The organism is Klebsiella sp. CN_Kp113, from assembly GCF_040064585.1.
GTDB lineage: Bacteria > Pseudomonadota > Gammaproteobacteria > Enterobacterales > Enterobacteriaceae > Klebsiella > Klebsiella michiganensis.
The window spans coordinates 1-21,584 of the sequence record NZ_JBEAID010000015.1; the positions used below are offsets into that span (position 1 = coordinate 1).

Here is a 21,584-nt window from a genome sequence, read left to right on the forward strand (position 1 = left end):
TAGCCCGGCTAAGCGCAGCGCGAGCCGGGAAAAAAGCGGAGATGACATTGCGCGCGGCTTCCCGGAGGCGGCGCTTGACGCGCCTTGTCCGGGCTACAAAACCTTGACCGCGCCAGCCTGCTCCATGACCACCAAACGCAAATCCTGCGCAAAGCGCTGGTACTGCGCCTCATTAATCGGCTGCGGATAGCTCAACACGATCAGTTCATGATCGGCGATACCCTGATGATAGGTCGGATGGCGATGCGCCCAGGGATTCGCGCAAAAGCCCATGGTTTCATAAAAGCGCAGGCGCTTATGGGCAACTTCGCTGGTCAGCGGATCGATTTCCAGAACGGTCAGCGGCGCGCGCTGAAGTATTTCAGCTAACAGCCGCTTGCCGTAGCCGCGCGATCGCAAGGTATCGTCGATGGCCAGATGTTCAACGTAGCGATAGTCAGCAAACCGCCAGCAGCCGCTCAGGCCAATAAACTGGCCATCATCGAACCAGGCTTCCAGTTCATAATGCGGATTATCAAGCGCCTGCTGCTTAGCCTCGGCTTCACGCTGCTCGTGCCACGGGAAGGCCCTGCCGTACAGCGCGTCAAGCACGGGAAAATGCGCGGAATCGGTAGAGGTCACTCTTTCTGAATTCAACATGAACCCTCCTGGCTACAAAAACTATCCGCCCTCACGCGGAGGGAGGATAAACGAGGAGAATAGCCTACTCGGCCGCCTCGGCTTTTTTCGCCAGCTTATCGAGCAGCTTCTGATGAATGCCGCCAAATCCACCGTTGCTCATCACCAGAATGTGGTCGCCAGGATGGGCGGTTTTAACAATCATATCCACCAGCGCATCGACATCGGCGCTCCAGTGCGCAGGCTGTACGCAAGCATCAGCCACTTCAGCAACCTGCCACGGGATATGCTGCGGCTGCAGCAGGAAGACCTCGTCCGCGCGACCGAGAGACGGCGCCAGGTCGTCTTTGCAAATGCCCATTTTCATGGTGTTAGAACGGGGTTCAAGCACGGCAAGAATACGCGCGGTACCGCCAACTTTGCCGCGTAGCGCCTGCAGGGTCGCCAGAATCGCCGTCGGGTGGTGGGCGAAATCATCGTATACGGTCACGCCGTTGGCTTCGCCGCGCAGCTCCAGACGGCGGCGGGCGTTGATAAAGCTGCCCAGCGCGTTGGCCGCATCGGCAGGCAGCACGCCGACATGCCGGGCGGCGGCGATGGCCATCAGGCCGTTATGCATATTATGCTCGCCGACCAGCGCCCACTTCACTTCGCCGACTTTCTCGCCGTCCAGCCACACTTCCCAGGAGGAAGCATCGGTGGTGAGCTTTTTCGCCTGCCAGTGCCCCTGTTCGCCAACCAGCTCCTGCTCGCTCCAGCAGCCCATCGCCATCGTCTGCTTCAGATTGATGTCGTTCTCCGGCAGGATAATCTTGCCTTTGCCCGGCACAATACGCACCAGATGATGAAATTGCTTCTGGATAGCTTTTAGATCGTCAAAGATGTCCGCGTGGTCGAATTCAAGGTTATTGAGAATCAACGTGCGCGGGCAGTAATGAACAAATTTGGAACGTTTATCGAAGAAAGCGCAGTCGTATTCATCGGCTTCAATCACGAAGAACGGGCTGTCGCCGAGGCGCGCGGAAACATCGAAGTTGCCCGGAACGCCGCCGATAACAAAGCCCGGCTTGTAGCCGCAGGCTTCGAGGATCCAGGTCGCCATGCCGGCAGTGGTGGTTTTCCCGTGCGTTCCGGCAACCGCCAGCACCCAGCGATCGCGCAGCACGAAATCGTGCAGCCACTGGGGACCGGACATGTAAGGGATATTATTTTCCAGCACCGCTTCCACGCACGGGTTTCCGCGCGTCATTGCGTTACCGATGATCACCAGGTCCGGCTGCGGATCCAGCTGGCTGGCATCATATCCTTGAATTAACTCAATTCCCTGGTTTTCCAGCAGGGTACTCATTGGCGGATAGACGTTCGCATCCGACCCCGTTACCTCATGACCGAGGGAACGCGCCAGCATCGCCAGCCCCCCCATAAACGTGCCACAGATTCCTAAAATATGAATGCGCATTCGTCATTTCCTTCTCTTATCTGAAGCACAGTTTACCGGGATGTTGGGGGGGAAAGAAATGCATTTCAGGCGATTCCGTATTTTGCTGGCGCGATTCACCAGTGCGAACTTTTTTTATTCTTTGTTAAGATTGTTATGTTCGTTTTACTTCACATAAACATGCAGGGAACGGGTTATGAAAACGTTAGGTGAATTTATTGTCGAAAAGCAGCACGAGTTCTCTCACGCAACCGGCGAGCTTACTGCTTTGTTGTCGGCGATAAAGTTAGGCGCCAAGATCATCCACCGCGATATCAACAAGGCCGGCCTGGTCGATATCCTGGGTGCCAGCGGTGCTGAAAACGTTCAGGGCGAGGTTCAGCAAAAACTCGACCTGTTTGCCAATGAAAAGTTGAAAGCCGCACTGCGAGCACGCGATATTGTTGCCGGGATCGCCTCTGAAGAAGAAGATGAGATCGTCGTCTTTGAAGGATGCGAACACGCCAAATACGTGGTGCTGATGGACCCGCTGGATGGATCTTCTAACATCGACGTTAACGTCTCTGTTGGCACGATCTTCTCTATTTACCGCCGCGTCACGCCGGTGGGCACCCCCGTTACCGAAGAAGATTTCCTGCAACCGGGCAACCGACAGGTCGCTGCGGGCTATGTGGTGTATGGCTCCTCGACGATGCTGGTTTACACCACCGGCTGCGGCGTCCACGCCTTTACCTATGACCCCTCCCTTGGCGTCTTCTGCCTGTGCCAGGAGCGCATGCGCTTCCCGGAAAAAGGCAACACCTACTCGATTAACGAAGGTAACTACATTAAGTTCCCGATGGGCGTGAAGAAGTACATTAAGCACTGCCAGGAAGAAGATAAAGAGACCCAGCGCCCGTATACCTCACGCTACATCGGCTCTCTGGTGGCGGATTTCCACCGCAACCTGCTTAAAGGCGGCATCTATCTCTATCCGAGCACCGCCAGCCACCCGGACGGTAAACTGCGCCTGCTGTACGAATGCAACCCGATGGCGTTCCTTGCGGAACAGGCGGGCGGTAAGGCCAGCGATGGTAAAGAGCGTATTCTGGATATCATCCCGGAAAGCCTGCATCAGCGCCGTTCTTTCTTCGTCGGCAACAACCATATGGTTGAAGACGTCGAAAACTTTATTAAAGAGTTCCCGGACGCGTAACCCGCCTCTTCCCCTCCCGCCTTACGGGAGGGGAAATCCTTCCGTCAGTGCCCCACCCTTGTCACCGGCGAACTCTGCCGATTCTCCCACAGCACCGTCAGGCCGCGCTGCAGCGCGATAAAGATGAACAGCAGGATACCGATAGCGATCTTGGTCCACCATGAACTCAGCGTACCGTCGAAGTTGATGTAGGTTTGAATCAGCCCCTGAATGGCGACGCCAAACAGCGTGCCGAGAACCGTCCCCACCCCACCGCTCAACAGCGTACCGCCGATAACCACCGATGCAATCGCGTCCAGTTCAACGCCAACGCCCGCCAGCGCATAGCCCGCCTGGGTATAGATGGAGAAGACGATCCCCGCCAGCGTCGCCAGCCCGGTAGAGAGCATATAAATGCGGATCGTCGTGCTCCGCGTGGAAATCCCCATCAGGTTCGCCGAAGTCGCATTACCGCCGATGGCATAAACCTGATTGCCAAAGTGGGTGCGGTGGGCCATAAAAATTCCGCCGATCACCACCAGCAGCATCAACAGCCCCATCGCGCTCAGACGCCCGCCGCCGGGGATGGTCCATGCCAGTCCTGACAGCGCGTCATACACCGGATGATTAATGGGAATCGACTCTTCCGAGACCAGGTAGCTGACGCCGCGCAGGAAAAACATCCCGGCGAGGGTGATGATGAACGCCGGGATCTTCAGCGCATCAATAAGCAGGCCCATAAACGCGCCAAAGGCGCAGCCCATCACCAGCACCAGCGGAAACGCCACCAGCGGCGAAATCCCCCAGAAACCGATCGCTTTAGCGAGAAATACGCCGGTAAAGGCGATCACCGACCCCACCGACAGATCGATCCCGCCGGAGAGGATCACGAAGGTCATGCCGACGGCGATGATCCCAAGAAAGGCATTGTCGGTCAGGATATTGCAGATCACCCGCGTCGAGGCAAAGCCGGGAAACTGGGTCAGGCAGTAAAGGTATCCCAGTACGAAGACCGCGAGGGTAATCATTAACGGTAAATTACGTTTTATCATGGCCGCGCATCCCCTTCAGTATGCTGATAAAGCGCGGCGACTGGACGATCAGTACGCACAGCACCACCACCGCTTTGACTACCTGATTAAGCTCCGGCGGGAATCCTGACAGCAGGATCCCGGTATTCATCCCCTGGATAATCAGCGCCCCGACGACCGAGAGCAGCAGGTTAAAGCGCCCGCCCATCAGCGAGCCGCCGCCGATAACCACCGCCAGGATGGCGTCCAGCTCCAGCCATAGCCCGGCATTATTGGCATCCGCGCCGCGAATATCCGCTGCAACGATAATGCCGGCAATCGCCGCGCAAACGCCGCTCAGCACGTAGGCCAACATCACGACGATGCGGGTATTTACCCCGGCGTTTTTTGCCGCGCGAATGTTAATCCCCACCGCTTCGATAAACATCCCCAGCGCGGTTTTGCGGGTAAACAGCCAGAACAGCGCCAGCGTCACGATGGCGATTATCACCGGCGTCGGGAACAGCAGTAGCGATCCGCTGCCGAGCCACGCCAGATGCGGAGAGTCAAAGGTGACGATCTGCCCGGAGGTGATCAGCTGCGCCACGCCGCGTCCGGCGACCATCAGGATCAGCGTGGCGACGAACGGCTGGATCTTCAGCACCGCCACCAGAATGCCGTTCCACAGACCGGCCAGCGCGCCGGCCCCCAGCGATGCGAGCAGCACAACCGTCAGGCTGTGCCCCGCCACGGTCATTGACGCCGCCGTTGCGCCGGCAATCGCCATCACCGCCCCGACGGAGAGATCAATCCCGCCGGTGGCGATAACCAGCGTCATGCCAATCGCCAGCAGCGCCACCGGTGCGGCGCGGTTCAAAATATCTATCGGGCTGCCGAACAGTCGCCCGTCCTGGAGCACGATCTGGTAGAAATGCGGGGCGACCAGGCTGTCAACGACCAGCACCAGCAGCAGCGCAATAATTTGCGGCATCCCTTTTGGCCAGTTAAAGCGCCGTTTCGGCTGGCCGGTTTTCGGAACAGATTGAGGCATCATCGGTTACTCCTTATGCCGCAATAGCGTTCATGATCGCCGGCACGGAGAGCTCGCTCAGAGCCAGCTCCGCCACCTGCTGGCGATCGCGCATGATAATCACCCGATCGGCGTAACCCACCAGCTCTTCCAGCTCTGAAGAAATGACCAGCAGCGCCAGACCATCGGCGCACAGGGTTTCAATCAGGCGGATGATTTCGGCGTGGGCGCCAACGTCAATACCGCGAGTCGGTTCATCAAGGATCAAGAACTGCGGCTTCGTCAGCAGCCACCGGGAGAGCAGCACCTTCTGCTGATTACCGCCGGAGAGAAATTCGATCGGTTGTTCAGCGCTGGGGGTACGAATACCCAGTTGGCGAATGAAACGTTCGGCAATCTCATTTTGTTCGCGCCGACCAATCGGCCGCAGCCAGCCGCGCTGCGCCTGTAGCGCGAGAACGATATTTTCCCGCACCGAGGCGGCGGCGATAATGCCGTCGGTTTTACGATCTTCCGGACAGAAGCCGATCCCGAGGCAGGATGCCTGATGCGGCGAGCGCAGGGTTTGCGGCTTGCCTTTGATCCACGCTTTGCCGCTGTCGGCGGGTTTAATGCCGAAGATCACCTCCGCCGTTTCCGTACGTCCCGAGCCTAACAGCCCCGCCAGGCCGACGATTTCACCGGGACGGACCTGCAGACTAAACGGTGCGATGGTGCCTTTTTTGCCAAAATCTTCGAAGGCGGCCACCGGCTTATCGCTCAGCAGGGTGCGGCCCGCGCGCTGCAGGGCGTTATGCTCCAGCTCACGGCCCAGCATCATCTTCACCAGTTCAATTTGCGGCAGCTCGCGGGTTTCCCGGCAGCCGACAAAACCGCCGTTACGCAGCACGGTGATGCGATCGCTGACGGCATACACCTGGTCGAGGAAGTGGGTGACGAAAATCAGGCTGACCCCGCTATCGCGCAGCTGGCGCATCAGGGTAAAGAGCATCTCCACCTCCTGGGTATCCAGGCTGGCGGTCGGTTCATCAAGAATTAACACTTTTGCTGACAGGTCGATCGCCCGGCAGATCGCGACAATCTGCTGCATCGCCACCGAAAAGCGGTTCAGCGGTTCACGGACATCAAGAGAAAAACCGTAGGACGCCATCAGCGCGGTGGCGCGCTTTTCCATCTCTTTACGCCGCAGCAGGCCAAAGCGTCTGGGCTCGCGGCCGATAAACAGATTATCCGCCACCGACATATTAGGCAGCAGGTTCACTTCCTGATAGACGGTGCCGATCCCCAGCTGCTGGGCGTGAGCGGTATTTTTCGGCGCGATCTCCCGCCCTTCCAGCCAGATGGCCCCGCGATCGGCATGATAGACGCCGGTCAGCGCTTTGATCAGGGTGGATTTACCCGCGCCGTTTTCGCCTAACAGAGCCATGATTTCGCCCCGGCGCAGGCTAAAATTAACGTTATCCAGCGCCTTCACGCCGGGGAAAAATTTGCTAAGCCCTTCAGTACGAAGGATTTCCTGATGTAATTCGCCGTTCATGCTCTCCCCCTCACCTTTGCCCTCTCCCCGATGGGAGGAGAGGGAAATCAGCCGCGCTTTAGCGACCGGGGACATCCCGGAGGCGGCGGTGAACCTGTGATTCGGCTACTCAGTAGCCCATATTTTTCTTCTTCTCTAACTCTTCTTTCGCCGTATCCGGCAGGTAGAGGGTCGATTTGGTGATGGTGACTTTTTCAGGCAGGGTGCCGTCTTTTTTGTATTTCTCCAGCGCATCGAACGCCGGACCGGCCATATTCGGCGTCAGCTCGACGCTGGCATTGGCCTCGCCGGCCATCATCGCTTTATAGATATCCGGCACGCCGTCGATAGAGCCGGTGAGGATATCTTTGCCCGGCTTCAGCCCGGCCTCTTTAATCGCCTGAATGGCGCCAATCACCATATCGTCGTTATGGGCGTAAACCATGCAGATGTTCTTGCCGTTGTTTTCCGCTTTGATAAAGCTCTCCATGACTTCTTTGCCCTTGCTGCGGGTAAAGTCGCCGGACTGGGAGCGGATAATTTTGATATTAGAGGCTTTAGAAATGGCCTCAGCGAAGCCTTTCTTGCGGTCAATCGCCACGCTGGCCCCCACGGTGCCCTGCAGTTCAACAACGTTACACGGCTTACCGTCGACGGTTTTGACCAGCCACTCGCCGATCAGCTGGCCTTCCAGCACGTTGTTCGCGGTAACGGTGGTCATGTAGAGATCTTTGTCTTTAACATCAATTGAGCGGTCGAGCAGGAATACCGGGATTTTGGCCTCTTTCGCTTCTTTCAGTACCGGCTCCCAGCCGGTCGCTACGACCGGCGCGATGAAGATGGCATCGACGCCCTGAGCGATAAAGGAGCGTACGGCTTTAATCTGGTTTTCCTGTTTTTGTTGCGCGTCGGCAATCTTCAGAGTGATGCCGCGCTTCGCGGCCTCCTCTTTCGCGACGTTAGTTTCGGCCGCGCGCCAGCCGGATTCAGAACCGACCTGCGAAAAACCTACGGTAAGAGGGGCAGCCATGACCATAGACGACATAGCTGCGGAAACTGCTGTGACAAGAAGTAAGCGCTTCCACATAAGAGGATCCTCGTAGGGTTATTGTTGGTTAAAGCCTCACCTGCGGACAAACTATAGACAATCGGAGATGTAACTGAATGCGTTACATCACACTTCAAAAAAGTTAATTAGATGTTAATCAGCGGCCATCTCACCAGCGGAGAGCCGGTGAGGCTTCGCGAGCCGCGCGAGCTTCGCCGTTTATGACGAAATTTTGCACACTTTGAGATATCAAGCATATGCAATGAAAACGGTTACATAATTTTATTCAGTATGCGGCTATGTTTATGGATTTTCAGGCTGTCTTACGCTGAAAAATTCAGACTCCACCCACCCGTTCTGGGGAAAAAGAAGCGAAGACATTCGATGTGAGTTGGCTATAATACCGGGCACTTGTTTGCCATACATTTTAAAGGAAACAGACATGAGCTTACTCAACGTACCTGCGGGCAAAGATCTGCCGGAAGACATCTACGTCGTGATCGAGATCCCGGCGAACGCAGATCCTATCAAATACGAAGTCGACAAAGAGAGCGGTGCACTGTTCGTTGACCGTTTCATGTCCACGGCGATGTTCTATCCGTGCAACTACGGCTACATCAACCACACCCTGTCCCTGGACGGCGACCCGGTTGACGTTCTGGTCCCGACGCCGTACCCGCTGGAGCCAGGTTCAGTCATCCGCTGCCGTCCAGTTGGCGTGCTGAAAATGACCGACGAATCCGGTGAAGATGCGAAACTGGTTGCGGTACCGCACACCAAGCTGAGCAAAGAGTACGATCACATTAAAAATGTGAACGACCTGCCGGAACTGCTGAAAGCGCAGATCACCCACTTCTTCGAGCACTATAAAGACCTCGAAGCGGGCAAATGGGTTAAGGTTGACGGCTGGGACAACGCTGAAGCGGCGAAAGCTGAAATCGTGGCTTCCTTCGAGCGCGCTAAGAAGTAATTCAGCCGCACTCAGGTTCGCAAAAACACCGCCTCCGGGCGGTGTTTTTTTTGGCCGTTGATCCATGCCCGAGCGGCGGCTGACGCCTTAGCCGGGCGACAGCACCCAACGCCACAAAAAACAACGCCACCCGAAGGTGGCGTTATCGTTATTAATACTGGTCTTTATCCAACCAGTTGCCGCTTTCTATCAGCGTGAAGCCCTCAACGGGGCGCTGATAGACATACATCCAGGCGCTACCGTAGGGCGTCTGGATCAGGTGACGAGCATACTCGCCGCCTTTGGTACGCAGCGCATCCAATTCAGCCAGCGTCGATGCGTCAATACGATAGACCTCACCATGTACCGTGCCATCGCCGGGCACCGCGCCTGGATAGTGGCCCAGGCTGTACAGTTGATAATCATTGACACTATGATCGCCCAGCCACTGAGCGTTGGTCATCCAGTGGCTGTTGCCTTGTTTGCGTCGTAAACTGCCGTAAACAAATATTCGCATTGCTAAAACTCAAACTGATAGAGCAAATCGAGAGCCTGGTCTACGCCAGACACAGCTTCCATATATAGCTTAGGCATCAGGCGATAGCGTAACGTCAACGTCGCCAGGGAGTCAAAGATCCCTACCCCATATTTTACCTGCAGACCCGGCAGTACATAGCCGCTGACCACCACTTGGGAGGAGTCGCCCACTCCCTCGGTATCCAGCGCCAGATTGCTTACGCCAAACGTCTCGCCGATTTTACCCACAACCTGACCACTTTGTGCAACCCCCATACCAATAAGCATTGAAGTCATGGCTGCGCTATCGCTCTGTCCGCTGCCTAAACCCTGCCCGCGTAGCAGGTAAGAGAGCGCTTCCTGCTGCGACATCGCCGGATCGGAGAAAATCTCCGCTTTCGGCTGATCGGCCGAGCCGGTCACGCGAACGCCGGCGATAACGTCGTCCTCGGTGGCGTCCGGATTACGAATGGCTTCGATATTCAGCAGCGGCTGATCCGGCGGACCGGAGAACAGCAGCTCGCCTTTACGCACGATCAGATCCTGGCCGTAGGCATGGAAACGCCCTTCCGGGATGTTGATCTGCCCGTTGAGCCCCAGCCCCTGTTTGTCCTGCGCCACTTTCAAATCGCCGGTCAGACGCGCTTTCAGACCAAAGGCGTCGAGACGAACGTTGTTGCCCACGTGAATCGTCAGGTTGCTGTTGATAGGGATACCAGCGCTCTGCTGCTTAATCGGCTGCAGATTTTTATCCAGCATCACTTCGTCAGATGAGACCCCAACGGCGCTTTCCGGCACTTCGTTGACGACGATACGCGCCCAGGGTACGTCAACGCTGCCATCCAGGTTAAACAGGCTTGGCGTGGCGGTAAAGACCACGTCCGGCGACACATCCAGGCGCACCATCGGCGGCACGGTTATCCGCACCCGGCTGCCCTTCGCCGCAATCTGCGCGCGCCAGTTGTCAATCTGCGTCCAGTCGGCGTTGCCGCTGAGCGCAATCTGTCCCTGGCGAGTGTTCACCGTCCCCTGCAGGGTCGAACGGGTACCGGTAAAATTCATCGCCAGCTGGCTCGGCTGCATATCAAACGGCATAAAGTTACCCTCAATATCCACACCGTTCAGCTGCATCTGACCGAAAAGCTGCGGGCTCTGGACGTTACCGCCCAGCGTCAGACGCGCGTTCAGTCTCCCTTCCGCCTTTTCACCGCGCGAGAAGATAGGGTTGATCATCGCCAGCGAGAAGTTGCTGATATTGACGTTACCGCCCAGATTGCGTCGGCCCTGGGGATCGGTGACCTGCACCTGCCCGTCCAGCTGGCCATTGTTGGTCAGGCGAATCAGCCAGCCCAGCTGGGCGCGGTTATTGTGCAGATCGGCCGTGAGGTTCAGGGTATCGAAAGCCACCGGCAGCGGCGCGTCGTTGACCGTCTGCGTCACCTTCACGTTACGCCCGCTCAGGGTGACCTTACCCTGCGGCAGCCCCTCTTTGGTGGTGTCCCAGCTCACATCGGCATTACCGCTAAACACGCCGCTGGCCTGGGTCGCTTCCGGCATAAAGGGCTTGAGCATCGCGAGATCGAAACGGTTGAGGTTCACCACCGCGCGCCCGCTCGCGCCAGCGTCGATGGTCTGCGGTACGCACAGCTCGGCGTTCGGGTTAGTCCAGCAGTGCGGCCCGATGCTGATTTTCTGCTCAAGGTTGCGGTAATCCAGCGCGATATCACGCGTCAGCGCCACCGGCCCCACCGGGGTCTGGAAACGGGTATTGCTCAGCGTGCCTTTCCAGCGCTCCGCTTTGCGGTCAAAGCTCCCCGCCAGCGAGAGCTGCCCGGAGACCGGATCGCCCTGCACCCGCAGCTGCAGGTCGTGCTGCTTCTCATTGCCCTTCGCATTGAGCTGCACCAGGCTGATATTCACGCCCGGCTGGCTAATACGGTCTACGCGTACGTCAAGGTTACCGCCAATCTGGTCGGTGGATTTCACATCACCCTTCACGTTCACCTGAGCCACCGACAGCTCCTGCCAGCGCAGCGCCCGGGCGGTGATATCCGCCAGCAGCTGCGGCGCGTCGACGGTGCCACGAACCTTCACCAGCCCTTTCGCCGTCCCGCCCAGGCCCGGCAGGGCGTTATCGAGATGCGGCGCATCAATGGTGGCGTCGAGGTTTAGGTCTTTGACCCCCAGCTCGCCTTTCACGTCGGCGCTGTTAGGGCCTAAAGCCAGATGCAGGCCGGGGATTTTCCACTGCATATAGCTGTTGCCCTGCAGCGATCCGCTTACATCGACTTTGTTTTGCTTCACGTTACCGGTAATTTTCAGCTCCGGCACCGACATCTGCCAGCTGCCGCCGTACAGGCTGCCCTGGATCTTAATCAGACCGTTGAGCTTCGACGGCCAGTCCGGGACCTCTTTAGCGGTGTTGATACCGTCAAGCGTCAGTTCGCCGCGCCAGCTGATCGCCTGCTGCCAGTTGAGCAGCGCCTTCAGTTCGGTTTTCCCTTCGAGGGCGGCGACGGTGAGCTTATCGAGATTTACCTGCTGCTCGTTGCCCTTCGCGTTCAGGTTAATCTTCGCTGGCGGCAGCGACTGCCCTTTCACCGCGGTGCTAAAGGCCAGGGTGTAGTCGGTCATCTTGCCGTTAAATTTCAGCAGAAGATCGTCAGCCTGATACGCTTTCTCGCCGGTAAACGGCCAGTAGAGCTGCTTGCTTTTCACCTCCATATCCAGCGGCAGGCCGGCCTCAGCCAGCTGCGTTTCGGCGCGCAGCGTCATCGCGACTGGACCATTCAGATCGACGCCGACCGTGAGCTTTTTACGCACTTCGCCGCCCACTTTTAGCTGCACTTTCTCGCCCTTCAGGGGGTCAATATTCAGCGTACCGTTGAGGGTGATATCGACCGGCCAGTTATCCTGCAGCTGCGCGTTACCGGAAGCCGTGACTTTCCCCTGGTCGGAGTCCACGTCCAACGCGTCCAGCTTCATCTGCCCATCGATGCTGCTGACTTTAAGCAGCAGATTGTAGATGGTTATATCGGTATCGCCGGTGAGACGCAGCTGCTCGCCGCGGAACGCCTGAATATTAAGATTCAACGGCAGATGGACGTCAGTCATTTCCGGCAGCACCGGTTTCGAGAACAGCTCTTTCATCGTCTCGCCGAGCGGCTTTTCTTCCGGCTGCGGGTTGTCAATTTTCGGCTCGACAACCTGCTCCTGAGCCACCTTCGCCACCTTCGGCAGCGCGATGAGCAACCCCTGCAGCGAGGTCGGCGTCAGGGTGAGGTTTTTCTCCTGCCAGTTAAGCCCCGTGGAAAAGTCGCGCACCGAGACGGCGGTATCGTCAATTTTTACGTTGACGTTATGCAGCGCCACCCGGCTCAGGGTAACGGGATAAGGCGTGGAGAGATTCAGCGGCCCGCTCTCTTCTTCTTCAACCGGCGCCGCTGGCGGCATCTTGCTGGTATCGATCGCCACATAGATATCGCGCAGGGAGATATCGTTGACGCACAGGCTGCTGTCCCACAGGCAGCGTAGCTTAACGCCCAGATGGAACTGGCCGGCGGTGACCGCCACGCCCGGCTGCTCAAAGCGCACGTTCTCCAGCGTCAGATCGCGCCAGCCGCCGGTGGCTTTACCGATTTCCAGCCCCGGGACCCAGCGATCGGCGGCTTTGATAACCAGATGCAGACCGGTCGTCGTCCCCACCAGGAATCCTACCGTCCCCAGCAGCAGCAGCAGAAAAATCAGTACGCCGAGGCTTATCTTCTTCCATAAACTCATAATTCAGGCCCCAGACCGATGTAAAACTGTAAACCGTGCTCTTCTTTGTCGCCGATCGGTCTGGCGATATCCAGCTTGATTGGCCCGACCGGAGACTGCCAGCGCACGCCGAGGCCGGCGCCGGTTTTAAAGTTGCTTTCGCGGATATCGCTTACCGCTTCGCCGCTATCGACGAACACCGCGCCCCACCACTTGCCGCTCACGTTGTACTGATACTCCAGCGAGCCGGTAGCCAGCTTCGAGGCCCCCATCAGTTTGCCGTCGTCATCTTTTGGCGAGATAGATTTGTATTTATAACCGCGAATGCTGCGGTCGCCGCCGGCGAAGAAACGCAGATCCGGCGGGACTTTGCTGAAGTTATCCGCCTCAATCCAGCCGAGGTTGCCGCGCACCACGAAGCGGTGGCGGTCATAAAGGGTGCGGATCCAGACGTCCTGCGCCTGCATCACAATAAAGTTAATATCCGAGCCCCACATGGTGTTGGAGTAGTCCACCGAATAGCGCTGCGAATCGCCCCAGGTCGGCATCAGGCCGCCGCGCGAACGGGTACGGTTCACCGACACGCCGGGATAGATCAGCATGGTGGTGTTGGTGACGTTGGCCTGGGTAAAGTGGTCAAGGCTCCAGCGCAGGTTCAGCGCGCGCTGCCAGCCGCTCGACATCTCCCAGTAGCGCGAAACGGCCAGGGTGGTGGAGTCAGATTTGGTATCGTTGAGATCCGTACGTTTAAAGCCGCCCTGCATCAGGTAGTACTGCTCCAGGGGGCTTTTTAACAGCGGTACCTTGTAGCTGAAATCAAGCTGCTGTTCAGGGGCGGAAAGGCTGAGGCTGGAAGTGAGGCTGTGGCCGTAGGAGTTCATCCACGGCTTTCTCCAGGTGCCTTTGACGCGCGGCCCGACGTCGGTTGAGTAGCCGACCCCGGTTTCCACGGTGTTCTCTTTACGCGGAGAGACCACGCCCTGCAAAGGCAGCACTTTCGTCTGGCGGGACTTGTCAAACTGCGGTGCCACCACGACGGAGCTAAACCAGCCGGTTGCCGCCAGGCGGCGGTTAAGTTCGGCTAAATCCTGCGAGGTGTAGTAGTCGCCCTGCTTAAACGGCACCAGGTTTTGCAGATATTCGTCGCGAATTTGCGAGCCTTCAAAAGTGACCGGGCCAAAGCGGTAGCGCTCGCCGCTGTTGTAGTCGATATCCCAGAAGGCCTGATGCCGGTCGAGGGAAACGCCAAGCTGGCTTTTATTAAACTCGCTGTCAAAGTAGCCCTTACGCAGCGCAACCCGGGTCAGAGAGCTTTTAAAACTGTCATAATCACCGTGATTGAGGACCGTGCCGATCGCCGGGCGCGTGTTTAGCAAATCCAGATAGTCGCGATCGGTTCGGGCGCCGCCGCGTAAAATCACGTCAGTGCCGCCAATGCGCACCGGTTCGCCGGGCGTGACTTTGGCGATCAGCACCTGACGCCCCCTCGCCGGCGGCGGACGTAAATCAAAATCAATCGTGGGTTCGTAGTAGCCCAGCGCTTTCAGTCCTTCGCGGATAGCATCATCAACGCGCGCGCGAAAGCGCCGGTCCGGCGTGACTTCATCGCTCTGGATCGTAGAGAGTTGGGCGCGGACGTTTTTTTCCAGTTCCCCGGATAGTCCCTCAACCTGCAAACGCACGCTCGCTGCGCTGGCGACCCCGCTGACCAGCAAAACGCTGGCGATACATAACTGGCGGATTTGTAGCACTTTTTCTCCTGAATATCCTTGTTTCCCCCCGAAGGAAACGAAAGTGCCGCTCCACGGCTTAACAAAACCCTAACAACTAAGGGTTGAAAAATAGACGTTATCCCAAATAATTCTTATGTTTAAATCTAGACGTATTAAGCGCGTTTATTGTGTTCAAAGACACGCTTGGTTACAACCTTAACCACATTTTCTGTTTTGAGAGGCCCACCGTGAGTCTATTTGATAAAACGCATCTTGTCGCCCAAGCGGACGCGCTGCCGGGACGCAACACGCCGATGCCGGTGGCTACGCTCCACGCCGTCAATGGTCACTCGATGACCAACGTTCCCGCAGGAATGGAAGTCGCCCTGTTCGCCATGGGCTGCTTCTGGGGCGTTGAACGCCTGTTCTGGCAGCTGCCCGGCGTTTATAGCACCGCCGCTGGCTACACCGGCGGCTATACGCCCAACCCGACCTACCGCGAAGTCTGCAGCGGCGAGACTGGCCATGCTGAAGCCGTGCGCGTGGTCTACGATCCGCAGGTTATCAGCTATGAGCAGCTGCTCCAGGTATTCTGGGAAAATCACGACCCGGCGCAGGGCATGCAGCAGGGTAACGACCGCGGAACGCAGTATCACTCCGCGATTTATCCGCTAACGCCTGAGCAGAGCGAGGCGGCGAAGGCCAGCCTGACGCGTTTCCAGGCGGCAATGAATGAAGCCAACGACCCGCGCACTATCACCACCGAGATCGCGACGGCGAAGCCGTTCTACTATGCGGAAGACGATCATCAACAGTATCTGCATAAAAATCCGTACGGATACTGCGGCATTGGCGGAATTGGGGTTTGTTTGCCGCCGCAGGCCTGATGCGGCTGCACCGTAGGGCAGGCCGCCGGATTGAATAATTTACGCTCTGGCGGCTTTACAGTACCTTACGCTATACTACGCCGTGCTATCGCCGGTCCAGAGCCTTCGGACCGGCTTTTTGTGAATTCCACTTAGCGTTATCCACTTCCCTTCCGAGGATCTGATCTCAACGGTCAGATAAGATATGTTAAACAGTATTTTAGTAATACTTTGTCTGATAGCCGTCAGTGCGTTCTTTTCGATATCGGAAATCTCGCTGGCCGCATCACGTAAAATCAAACTCAAGCTGCTGGCCGATGACGGCAACATCAACGCTCAACGCGTGCTGAAGATGCAGGAAAACCCCGGGATGTTCTTTACCGTGGTGCAAATCGGCCTCAACGCGGTAGCGATTCTCGGCGGTATCGTCGGCGATGCGGCATTTTCGCCGGCGTTTAATAGTCTCTTTAGCCGCTATATGTCCCCGGAGCTCTCCGAGCAGCTGAGCTTTATTATCTCCTTTACCCTGGTCACCAGCCTGTTCATTCTGTTTGCTGACCTGACTCCGAAACGCATCGGTATGATCGCGCCTGAAGCCGTCGCTTTACGCATCATCAACCCGATGCGCTTCTGCCTGTTTCTCTTCCGCCCGCTGGTGTGGTTGTTTAACGGCATGGCCAACAATATCTTCCGCCTGTTCAAAATTCCGATGGTGCGTAAAGACGACATTACCTCCGATGATATTTACGCCGTGGTGGAAGCCGGCGCGCTGGCAGGGGTGCTGCGTAAGCAGGAGCATGAGCTGATTGAGAACGTGTTCGAACTGGAATCGCGCACCGTGCCTTCATCGATGACCTCGCGTGAAAACGTCATCTGGTTCGATCTTCACGAAGATGAACAGAGCCTGAAGAATAAGGTCGCGGAGCATCCGCACTCCAAGTTCCTGGTCTGTAATGAAGACATCGACCACATCATCGGCTACGTTGACTCCAAAGACCTGCTGAACCGCGTGCTGGCAAACCAGAGTCTGGTGCTGACCGGCGGCGTGCAGATTCGCAATACGCTGATTGTCCCGGATACCCTGACGCTGTCTGAAGCGCTGGAAAGCTTTAAAACCGCCGGTGAAGACTTCGCCGTGATCATGAACGAATATGCGCTGGTGGTCGGGATTATCACCCTGAACGACGTGATGACCACCCTGATGGGCGACCTCGTCGGCCAGGGGCTGGAAGAGCAGATCGTCGCGCGCGATGAAAACTCCTGGCTCATTGACGGTGGAACGCCGATCGACGACGTGATGCGGGTGCTGGATATCGATGATTTCCCGCAGTCCGGCAATTACGAGACCATCGGCGGCTTTATGATGTTTATGCTGCGTAAAATTCCCAAGCGCACCGACGCGGTGAAATTCTCCGGCTATAAGTTCGAAGTGGTGGATATCGACAACTACCGCATCGATCAGCTGCTGGTGACCCGTATCGACAATAAGCCGACGGTGCTGGTGCCCAAGCTGCCGGATGCGGCCAACAGCGATAAAGAGTCAGCGTAAAACCGTTGACGAACCGACAAGGCGGATGAAAATCCGCCTTTTTTATTGCCCGAATGTGAGGCTGCTCACGCCCCTCGGGCAATAGCAGATTTTTACTGCTCCACAGCGAAACGTTCATGACTCCCCTCTGCGCAAAAAGGTAACTTTGCTCGCGTCTACACGATCATATTCCTGAATAAAGGAAGCGAGGGTTACCATGATAGAATCAAATAAAAATTACTATATAAGTTGTCTGTTCTTCCTGTTCTTCTTTATTGGCTGGGGATGCTGCTATCCTTATTTATCATTGTGGTTAACGGAAACCATCGGCATTAATTACACTGACGTCGGTCTGGTTTATTCCTTTACCGCGATTATTGCCGTTTGCGTTCAACCACTATTCGGTTTTATATCCGACAGGCTGGTCTATCGTAAAAACCTGATGTGGCTGCTGGCCATCATTATTACCCTCTTTGCCCCCTACTGGATCTACGTCTTTGCGCCATTATTAAAAGTTAACGTTTTTCTCGGGGCGCTGGCGGGCGGCATCTATATTGGCATGGCCTACGGCGCAGGCTGCGGTATTTGCGAAGCTTACATTGATAAAGTCAGCCGCGCTTCCGGTTTTGAGTTTGGTCGCGCCAGAATGTTTGGCGGCATTGGCGCGGCTATCGGCACCTTCGCGGCAGGCAAGCTCTACGGGATCGACCAGAACATGATTTTCTGGCTGGCCAGCGGTGCCGGCGTATGCCTGCTGGTCATTGTCTGGAAAATGCAGATTAGCGCGAATAAACAAGGCGCGATACACAGCAGTAAAGCCTCGCCGGTCACCCTGAGCGACGCCACCTCGCTGCTGAAAATGAAGAAATTCTGGTTCTTCGCGATCTACACGATCGGCGTCGGCGCGGTATATGAAACCTACGACCAGCAGTTCGCCATCTATTACAGCCACTTCTTTGAGAGCAAAGCGCGCGGCGCGGAAGTCTTCGGCTATTTAACCACAGGTCAGATTTTCCTTGATGCGGTAGTGATGTTTTTCGCCCCATGGTTCGTGAATAAAATCGGCCCGAAAAATGCTCTGCTGTACTGCGGAATGATTATGAGTCTGCGCATTATCGGCTCGGCCTGGGCTATCGGTCCGGTGTCCATTAGCCTGATTAAACTGCTGCACGGTTTTGAGAGCTCGGTATTACTCGTCGCCGCGCTGAAATATATTACTGCCAACTTCAACCCGCTGCTTTCGGCCACGGTTTATTTAATCGGCTTCCAGTTTTCGAAAAGCTTTAGCTCTATTTTCCTTTCTACCGGCATCGGTCATATGTACCAGAGCATGGGCTTTACCAGCAGCTATATCGTGCTCGGCGGTATCGCCCTGTGCTTTACGCTGATTTCATTTATTACGCTGGACAAAGCGCGCGCTTTTGCCCCGCAGCCGGCGCCCGCGCATTAATTTAAGGAGGTAACCTGTATGTCTGATTTATTTTATGGCGTGGCCTATTACGATGAATATATGCCGGAAGATCGGCTGGCGAAAGATATCGCCTTAATGCAGGAAACGGGCATTAACGTGGTGCGGATTGCCGAATCGACCTGGAGTACGCTGGAGCCCCGGGAGGGCGAATATAACTTCTACCATATCGATCGGGTGCTGAATGCCATGCATAAAGCGGGGATCGCGGTGATTATCGGCACGCCAACCTACGCCGTCCCGGCCTGGCTGGCGGCGAAGCACCCGGATATTCTGGTCACTACCGTCAACGGGCAGCAAAAATATGGCCCGCGCCAGATTATGGATATCGTCAACCCGACCTTTCGCCGCTATGCCGAAAAGATTATCCGTACGCTAATGGCGCACGTGCAGCACCATCCGGCGATTATTGGCTGGCAGCTGGATAACGAAACCAAGCATTACGATAATATCGGCCGCCATATGCAGGAGGGTTTTGTACGCAGCCTGCAGGAAAAATACCCCGACCTTGACCGGTTGAATAACGATTTTGGTCTGGACTACTGGAGCAACCGCATCGATAGCTGGCAGGATTTTCCGCCGGTCGAAAACACTATCAACGCCAGCCTCGCCTGCGCGTTCTCCCGCTACCAGCGCCAGCAGGTGACGGAGTATCTCGCCTGGCAGGCGGAGATCGTGCGCGAATATGCCCAGCCGCATCAGTTCGTCACCCACAACTTCGATTTTGAATGGCGCGGCTACTCCTACGGCGTGCAGCCGCGAGTTGACCATTTTGCGGCGGCGCAGACGCTGGATATTGCCGGAGTCGATATCTATCATCCGAGCCAGAAACACCTGACCGGGCGAGAAATCGCGTTTGGCGGCGCCATTACGCGTTCGCTAAAGCAGGGTAAGAATTACTTCGTGCTGGAAACCCAGGCGCAGGGCTTTGCCCAGTGGACACCTTATCCGGGCCAGCTGCGCCTGCAGGCTTTTAGCCACGTGGCATCGGGGGCGGCAATGGTCTCTTACTGGCACTGGCATTCGATTCATAACGCGTTCGAGACCTACTGGAAGGGGCTGTTAAGCCACGACTTCTCACGCAACGCGACCTGGCAGGAGGCCACCACTATCGGGGCTGACTTTTCCCGCCTGTCGCCACAGCTGGCGGAGCTGAAGGCAGAAAACGACGTCGCGCTGCTGATAAGCAATGAGGCGATGGACGCCCTTAACCAGTTCCGTCCCGGCGACGCGCAGGGCAATATTTATAACGATATTTTCCGCCGCTTCCACGATGCGCTGTACGACCACAATATCAGCCTCGATATTATCCACGACGTTAACGAGGAAACCGCGCGCTACCGCGCGCTGATCGTACCCGGACTCTACGCCGCCGATGATGGCCTGCTGACGCGCATCAACCGCTATATTGAGCAGGGCGGCAGAGCGCTGATCGGCTTTAAATCAGGCTTTAGCGATGAAAACGTGAAGGTGCGCAGCGGCGCGCAGCCGGGAATTTTGCGCGAGAGCTGCGGCGTGAGCTACAGTCAATTCACCCTGCCGGAAGAAACCACGGTAAGCGCCTGCAGCGCTGACATTGATTGCCGTCAAGACAATCAGGCCGAGCTGTGGATGGAGCTGCTGACGCCGGACGCCGGTACCCGTACGCTACTGCGCTATCAGCATCCGGCATGGGGCGACTATGCCGCCGCCACCGAGGCGGATTACGCTCAGGGTCGGGCGATTTACGTTGGCTTCCTGCCGCAGAAAACGCTGATTAGCCAGCTGTTCGATCGGCTGACCGCAGGACTGGATCTGCGTTCACGTACATCGGCCTACCGCTATCCGCTGGTGGTCAAAAAGATGCGCAACCGCGACGGCAACAGCATCCACTTCCTGTTCAACTACTCCGGCGAACCGCAGGCGTTTATCAGCGAGACATCGGGCAACGCGCTGTTGAGCGGGGAAAAAGTTAGCTGCGGCCAGCCGTTGCGCCTCAAAGCATGGGAATTTACTATCATCGAAAGTTAAGCGGGCGGCGGCGCTCGGGCGGGAGAAACGATGGAACTGGATATCAATGAGCTACTGAACTTCTCGCCATTGATGAAGACCTTTACCTTCAACGCCTGGGTCGTCGCCGGCTTTACCCCCATCACCCGCGGCTCAAAGCTGGACTACTACATAAACCGCCCGCAGGGGATGAAAGGTTACATCATCAATCTGACGCTTCGCGGCCAGGCGCGCGCGAAAGCGGGAGACGGCTCCCTTCTGTGTCGTGAAAACGATCTGCTGCTCTTCCCGCCCGGCGTTCCGCACCATTACGGACGGGACGAACACAGCGAATACTGGGATCATTTATGGATCTACTTCATCCCCCGGCCCTACTGGATAGACTGGCTAAAATGGGATCAAACGACCCACGGCATTGGTAAAACCACGGTCAACGATCCTGAGCAGCTGCAGAGTCTGCGCGATCTGTTCTATGAAGTTATCCGCCACCACTCCGCTTCCGCCCCGCTGTCGGAGGCGCTGGCGATGAATGCGCTGGAGCGCCTGATCCTGAACTGCTTTCAGCGACAGCCGATCAGCAACCGCCACGCCCACGACCCGCGGATTAACGCGGTGTGCGACTATCTTAACGAACATATTGCCCAGGAGATGAAGATCGAGACCCTGGCGGCGATGGTTTTTCTCTCCCCTTCGCGGCTGGCGCATTTGTTCAAAAATGAGCTGGGGCAAACGGTTTACGCCTGGCGCGAGGCGCAGCGCATCAACCGCGCGAGGTGGCTGATCCAGAGCACCTCCCTGCCGCTTAACAAAATCGCCCTGTCGGTAGGTTACGGAGACCCGGTCTATTTCACGCGCATTTTCCGTAAACATAACGGCATTCCCCCGGGAGAGTACCGTAAACGCTATGCGGAAATGAAGGGATAGGTCCAGAAACATCAACGGCTCCCTTAGGGAGCCGCCTTT

General features: G+C 56.8%; 16 protein-coding genes. 7 read left to right on the forward strand and 9 right to left on the reverse strand.

Going from position 1 to position 21,584, the window contains the following annotated elements; genetic code table 11:
• Positions 1 to 93: 93 nt before the first annotated feature.
• Positions 94 to 639: a GNAT family N-acetyltransferase gene (locus ABLV30_RS07495; protein ID WP_148851448.1), complete on the reverse strand. Its 546-nt coding sequence runs from the start codon at positions 637 to 639 to the stop codon at positions 94 to 96.
• A gap of 64 nt (positions 640 to 703) precedes the next feature.
• On the reverse strand, positions 704 to 2,077 hold the full coding sequence (gene mpl / locus ABLV30_RS07500; protein ID WP_004098056.1) for a UDP-N-acetylmuramate:L-alanyl-gamma-D-glutamyl-meso-diaminopimelate ligase: 1,374 nt from the start codon (positions 2,075 to 2,077) through the stop codon (positions 704 to 706).
• Between the two features lie 175 nt (positions 2,078 to 2,252).
• Between mpl and fbp the strand changes: the two genes are divergently transcribed.
• Positions 2,253 to 3,251 carry a class 1 fructose-bisphosphatase gene (gene fbp, locus ABLV30_RS07505; RefSeq protein WP_004098053.1) on the forward strand — a complete coding sequence of 333 codons (999 nt, stop codon included), beginning with the start codon at positions 2,253 to 2,255 and terminating at the stop codon, positions 3,249 to 3,251.
• 44 nt (positions 3,252 to 3,295) lie between these two features.
• Here fbp and yjfF read toward each other — a convergent pair whose 3' ends face one another.
• The 4 genes from yjfF to ytfQ form a co-directional block, all read right to left on the reverse strand.
• Positions 3,296 to 4,282 (reverse strand): galactofuranose ABC transporter, permease protein YjfF, encoded by a 987-nt coding sequence (gene yjfF / locus ABLV30_RS07510; RefSeq protein ID WP_265800849.1) that lies wholly within the window; start codon positions 4,280 to 4,282, stop codon positions 3,296 to 3,298.
• Entirely contained in the window at positions 4,269 to 5,294 is a 1,026-nt protein-coding gene (gene ytfT / locus ABLV30_RS07515; protein ID WP_014837207.1) for a galactofuranose ABC transporter, ATP-binding protein YtfT, read from the reverse strand. The genes yjfF and ytfT overlap by 14 nt, the downstream gene beginning before the upstream one ends.
• A 10-nt stretch (positions 5,295 to 5,304) precedes the next feature.
• Positions 5,305 to 6,807, reverse strand: a complete 1,503-nt coding sequence (gene ytfR, locus ABLV30_RS07520; protein WP_014837206.1) for a galactofuranose ABC transporter, ATP-binding protein YtfR — start codon at positions 6,805 to 6,807, stop codon at positions 5,305 to 5,307.
• Between the two features lie 109 nt (positions 6,808 to 6,916).
• Positions 6,917 to 7,873, reverse strand: coding sequence for a galactofuranose ABC transporter, galactofuranose-binding protein YtfQ (gene ytfQ / locus ABLV30_RS07525; RefSeq protein WP_004098043.1), 957 nt, complete (start codon positions 7,871 to 7,873; stop codon positions 6,917 to 6,919).
• Positions 7,874 to 8,276: 403 nt separating this feature from the next.
• Here ytfQ and ppa point away from each other — a divergent pair, with 403 nt between their 5' ends.
• Entirely contained in the window at positions 8,277 to 8,804 is a 528-nt protein-coding gene (gene ppa, locus ABLV30_RS07530; RefSeq protein ID WP_348865585.1) for an inorganic diphosphatase, read from the forward strand.
• Positions 8,805 to 8,955: 151 nt separating this feature from the next.
• Here the strand turns inward: ppa and ABLV30_RS07535 are convergent, their stop codons facing one another.
• Genes ABLV30_RS07535 through tamA form a run of 3 tightly spaced genes read right to left on the reverse strand, consistent with a single transcriptional unit; the run spans position 8,956 to position 14,809 of the window.
• A complete protein-coding gene (locus ABLV30_RS07535; RefSeq protein ID WP_004098039.1) occupies positions 8,956 to 9,300 on the reverse strand; it encodes a gamma-glutamylcyclotransferase in 345 nt (114 codons plus the stop codon).
• Positions 9,301 to 9,302: 2 nt separating this feature from the next.
• Complete coding sequence (gene tamB, locus ABLV30_RS07540; RefSeq protein ID WP_265800847.1) at positions 9,303 to 13,079, reverse strand: autotransporter assembly complex protein TamB; 3,777 nt, start codon at positions 13,077 to 13,079, stop codon at positions 9,303 to 9,305.
• Positions 13,076 to 14,809 carry an autotransporter assembly complex protein TamA gene (gene tamA / locus ABLV30_RS07545; RefSeq protein WP_014227642.1) on the reverse strand — a complete coding sequence of 578 codons (1,734 nt, stop codon included), beginning with the start codon at positions 14,807 to 14,809 and terminating at the stop codon, positions 13,076 to 13,078. Before tamA ends, tamB begins: the two co-directional genes overlap by 4 nt.
• A 209-nt stretch (positions 14,810 to 15,018) precedes the next feature.
• On the opposite strand from tamA, the gene msrA reads away from it, so the two are divergent.
• From msrA to araC, 5 genes are all read left to right on the forward strand, one after another.
• On the forward strand, positions 15,019 to 15,657 hold the full coding sequence (gene msrA, locus ABLV30_RS07550) for a peptide-methionine (S)-S-oxide reductase MsrA (RefSeq protein WP_348865586.1): 639 nt from the start codon (positions 15,019 to 15,021) through the stop codon (positions 15,655 to 15,657).
• Positions 15,658 to 15,841: 184 nt separating this feature from the next.
• Positions 15,842 to 17,185: a hemolysin family protein gene (locus ABLV30_RS07555; protein WP_025107621.1), complete on the forward strand. Its 1,344-nt coding sequence runs from the start codon at positions 15,842 to 15,844 to the stop codon at positions 17,183 to 17,185.
• A 196-nt stretch (positions 17,186 to 17,381) separates the two neighbouring features.
• Positions 17,382 to 18,614, forward strand: a complete 1,233-nt coding sequence (locus ABLV30_RS07560) for an oligosaccharide MFS transporter (RefSeq protein ID WP_014227639.1) — start codon at positions 17,382 to 17,384, stop codon at positions 18,612 to 18,614.
• Between the two features lie 18 nt (positions 18,615 to 18,632).
• Positions 18,633 to 20,642, forward strand: a complete 2,010-nt coding sequence (locus ABLV30_RS07565) for a beta-galactosidase (protein ID WP_103814240.1) — start codon at positions 18,633 to 18,635, stop codon at positions 20,640 to 20,642.
• A gap of 30 nt (positions 20,643 to 20,672) precedes the next feature.
• A complete protein-coding gene (araC, locus tag ABLV30_RS07570) occupies positions 20,673 to 21,545 on the forward strand; it encodes an arabinose operon transcriptional regulator AraC (protein WP_004098024.1) in 873 nt (290 codons plus the stop codon).
• Positions 21,546 to 21,584: the final 39 nt, after the last annotated feature.

What these genes read in the sequence shown, in the direction of transcription:
- ytfQ (WP_004098043.1), bottom strand. Translation starts at nt 7,873, where the DNA reads ATGTGGAAGCGCTTACTTCTTGTCACAGCAGTTTCCGCAGCTATGTCG.
- araC (WP_004098024.1), top strand. Translation starts at nt 20,673, where the DNA reads ATGGAACTGGATATCAATGAGCTACTGAACTTCTCGCCATTGATGAAG.
- fbp (WP_004098053.1), top strand. Translation starts at nt 2,253, where the DNA reads ATGAAAACGTTAGGTGAATTTATTGTCGAAAAGCAGCACGAGTTCTCT.
- ABLV30_RS07560 (WP_014227639.1), top strand. Translation starts at nt 17,382, where the DNA reads ATGATAGAATCAAATAAAAATTACTATATAAGTTGTCTGTTCTTCCTG.
- ABLV30_RS07565 (WP_103814240.1), top strand. Translation starts at nt 18,633, where the DNA reads ATGTCTGATTTATTTTATGGCGTGGCCTATTACGATGAATATATGCCG.
- tamB (WP_265800847.1), bottom strand. Translation starts at nt 13,079, where the DNA reads ATGAGTTTATGGAAGAAGATAAGCCTCGGCGTACTGATTTTTCTGCTG.
- ABLV30_RS07535 (WP_004098039.1), bottom strand. Translation starts at nt 9,300, where the DNA reads ATGCGAATATTTGTTTACGGCAGTTTACGACGCAAACAAGGCAACAGC.
- yjfF (WP_265800849.1), bottom strand. Translation starts at nt 4,282, where the DNA reads ATGATAAAACGTAATTTACCGTTAATGATTACCCTCGCGGTCTTCGTA.
- ABLV30_RS07495 (WP_148851448.1), bottom strand. Translation starts at nt 639, where the DNA reads ATGTTGAATTCAGAAAGAGTGACCTCTACCGATTCCGCGCATTTTCCC.
- ytfR (WP_014837206.1), bottom strand. Translation starts at nt 6,807, where the DNA reads ATGAACGGCGAATTACATCAGGAAATCCTTCGTACTGAAGGGCTTAGC.
- ABLV30_RS07555 (WP_025107621.1), top strand. Translation starts at nt 15,842, where the DNA reads ATGTTAAACAGTATTTTAGTAATACTTTGTCTGATAGCCGTCAGTGCG.
- ppa (WP_348865585.1), top strand. Translation starts at nt 8,277, where the DNA reads ATGAGCTTACTCAACGTACCTGCGGGCAAAGATCTGCCGGAAGACATC.
- mpl (WP_004098056.1), bottom strand. Translation starts at nt 2,077, where the DNA reads ATGCGCATTCATATTTTAGGAATCTGTGGCACGTTTATGGGGGGGCTG.
- ytfT (WP_014837207.1), bottom strand. Translation starts at nt 5,294, where the DNA reads ATGATGCCTCAATCTGTTCCGAAAACCGGCCAGCCGAAACGGCGCTTT.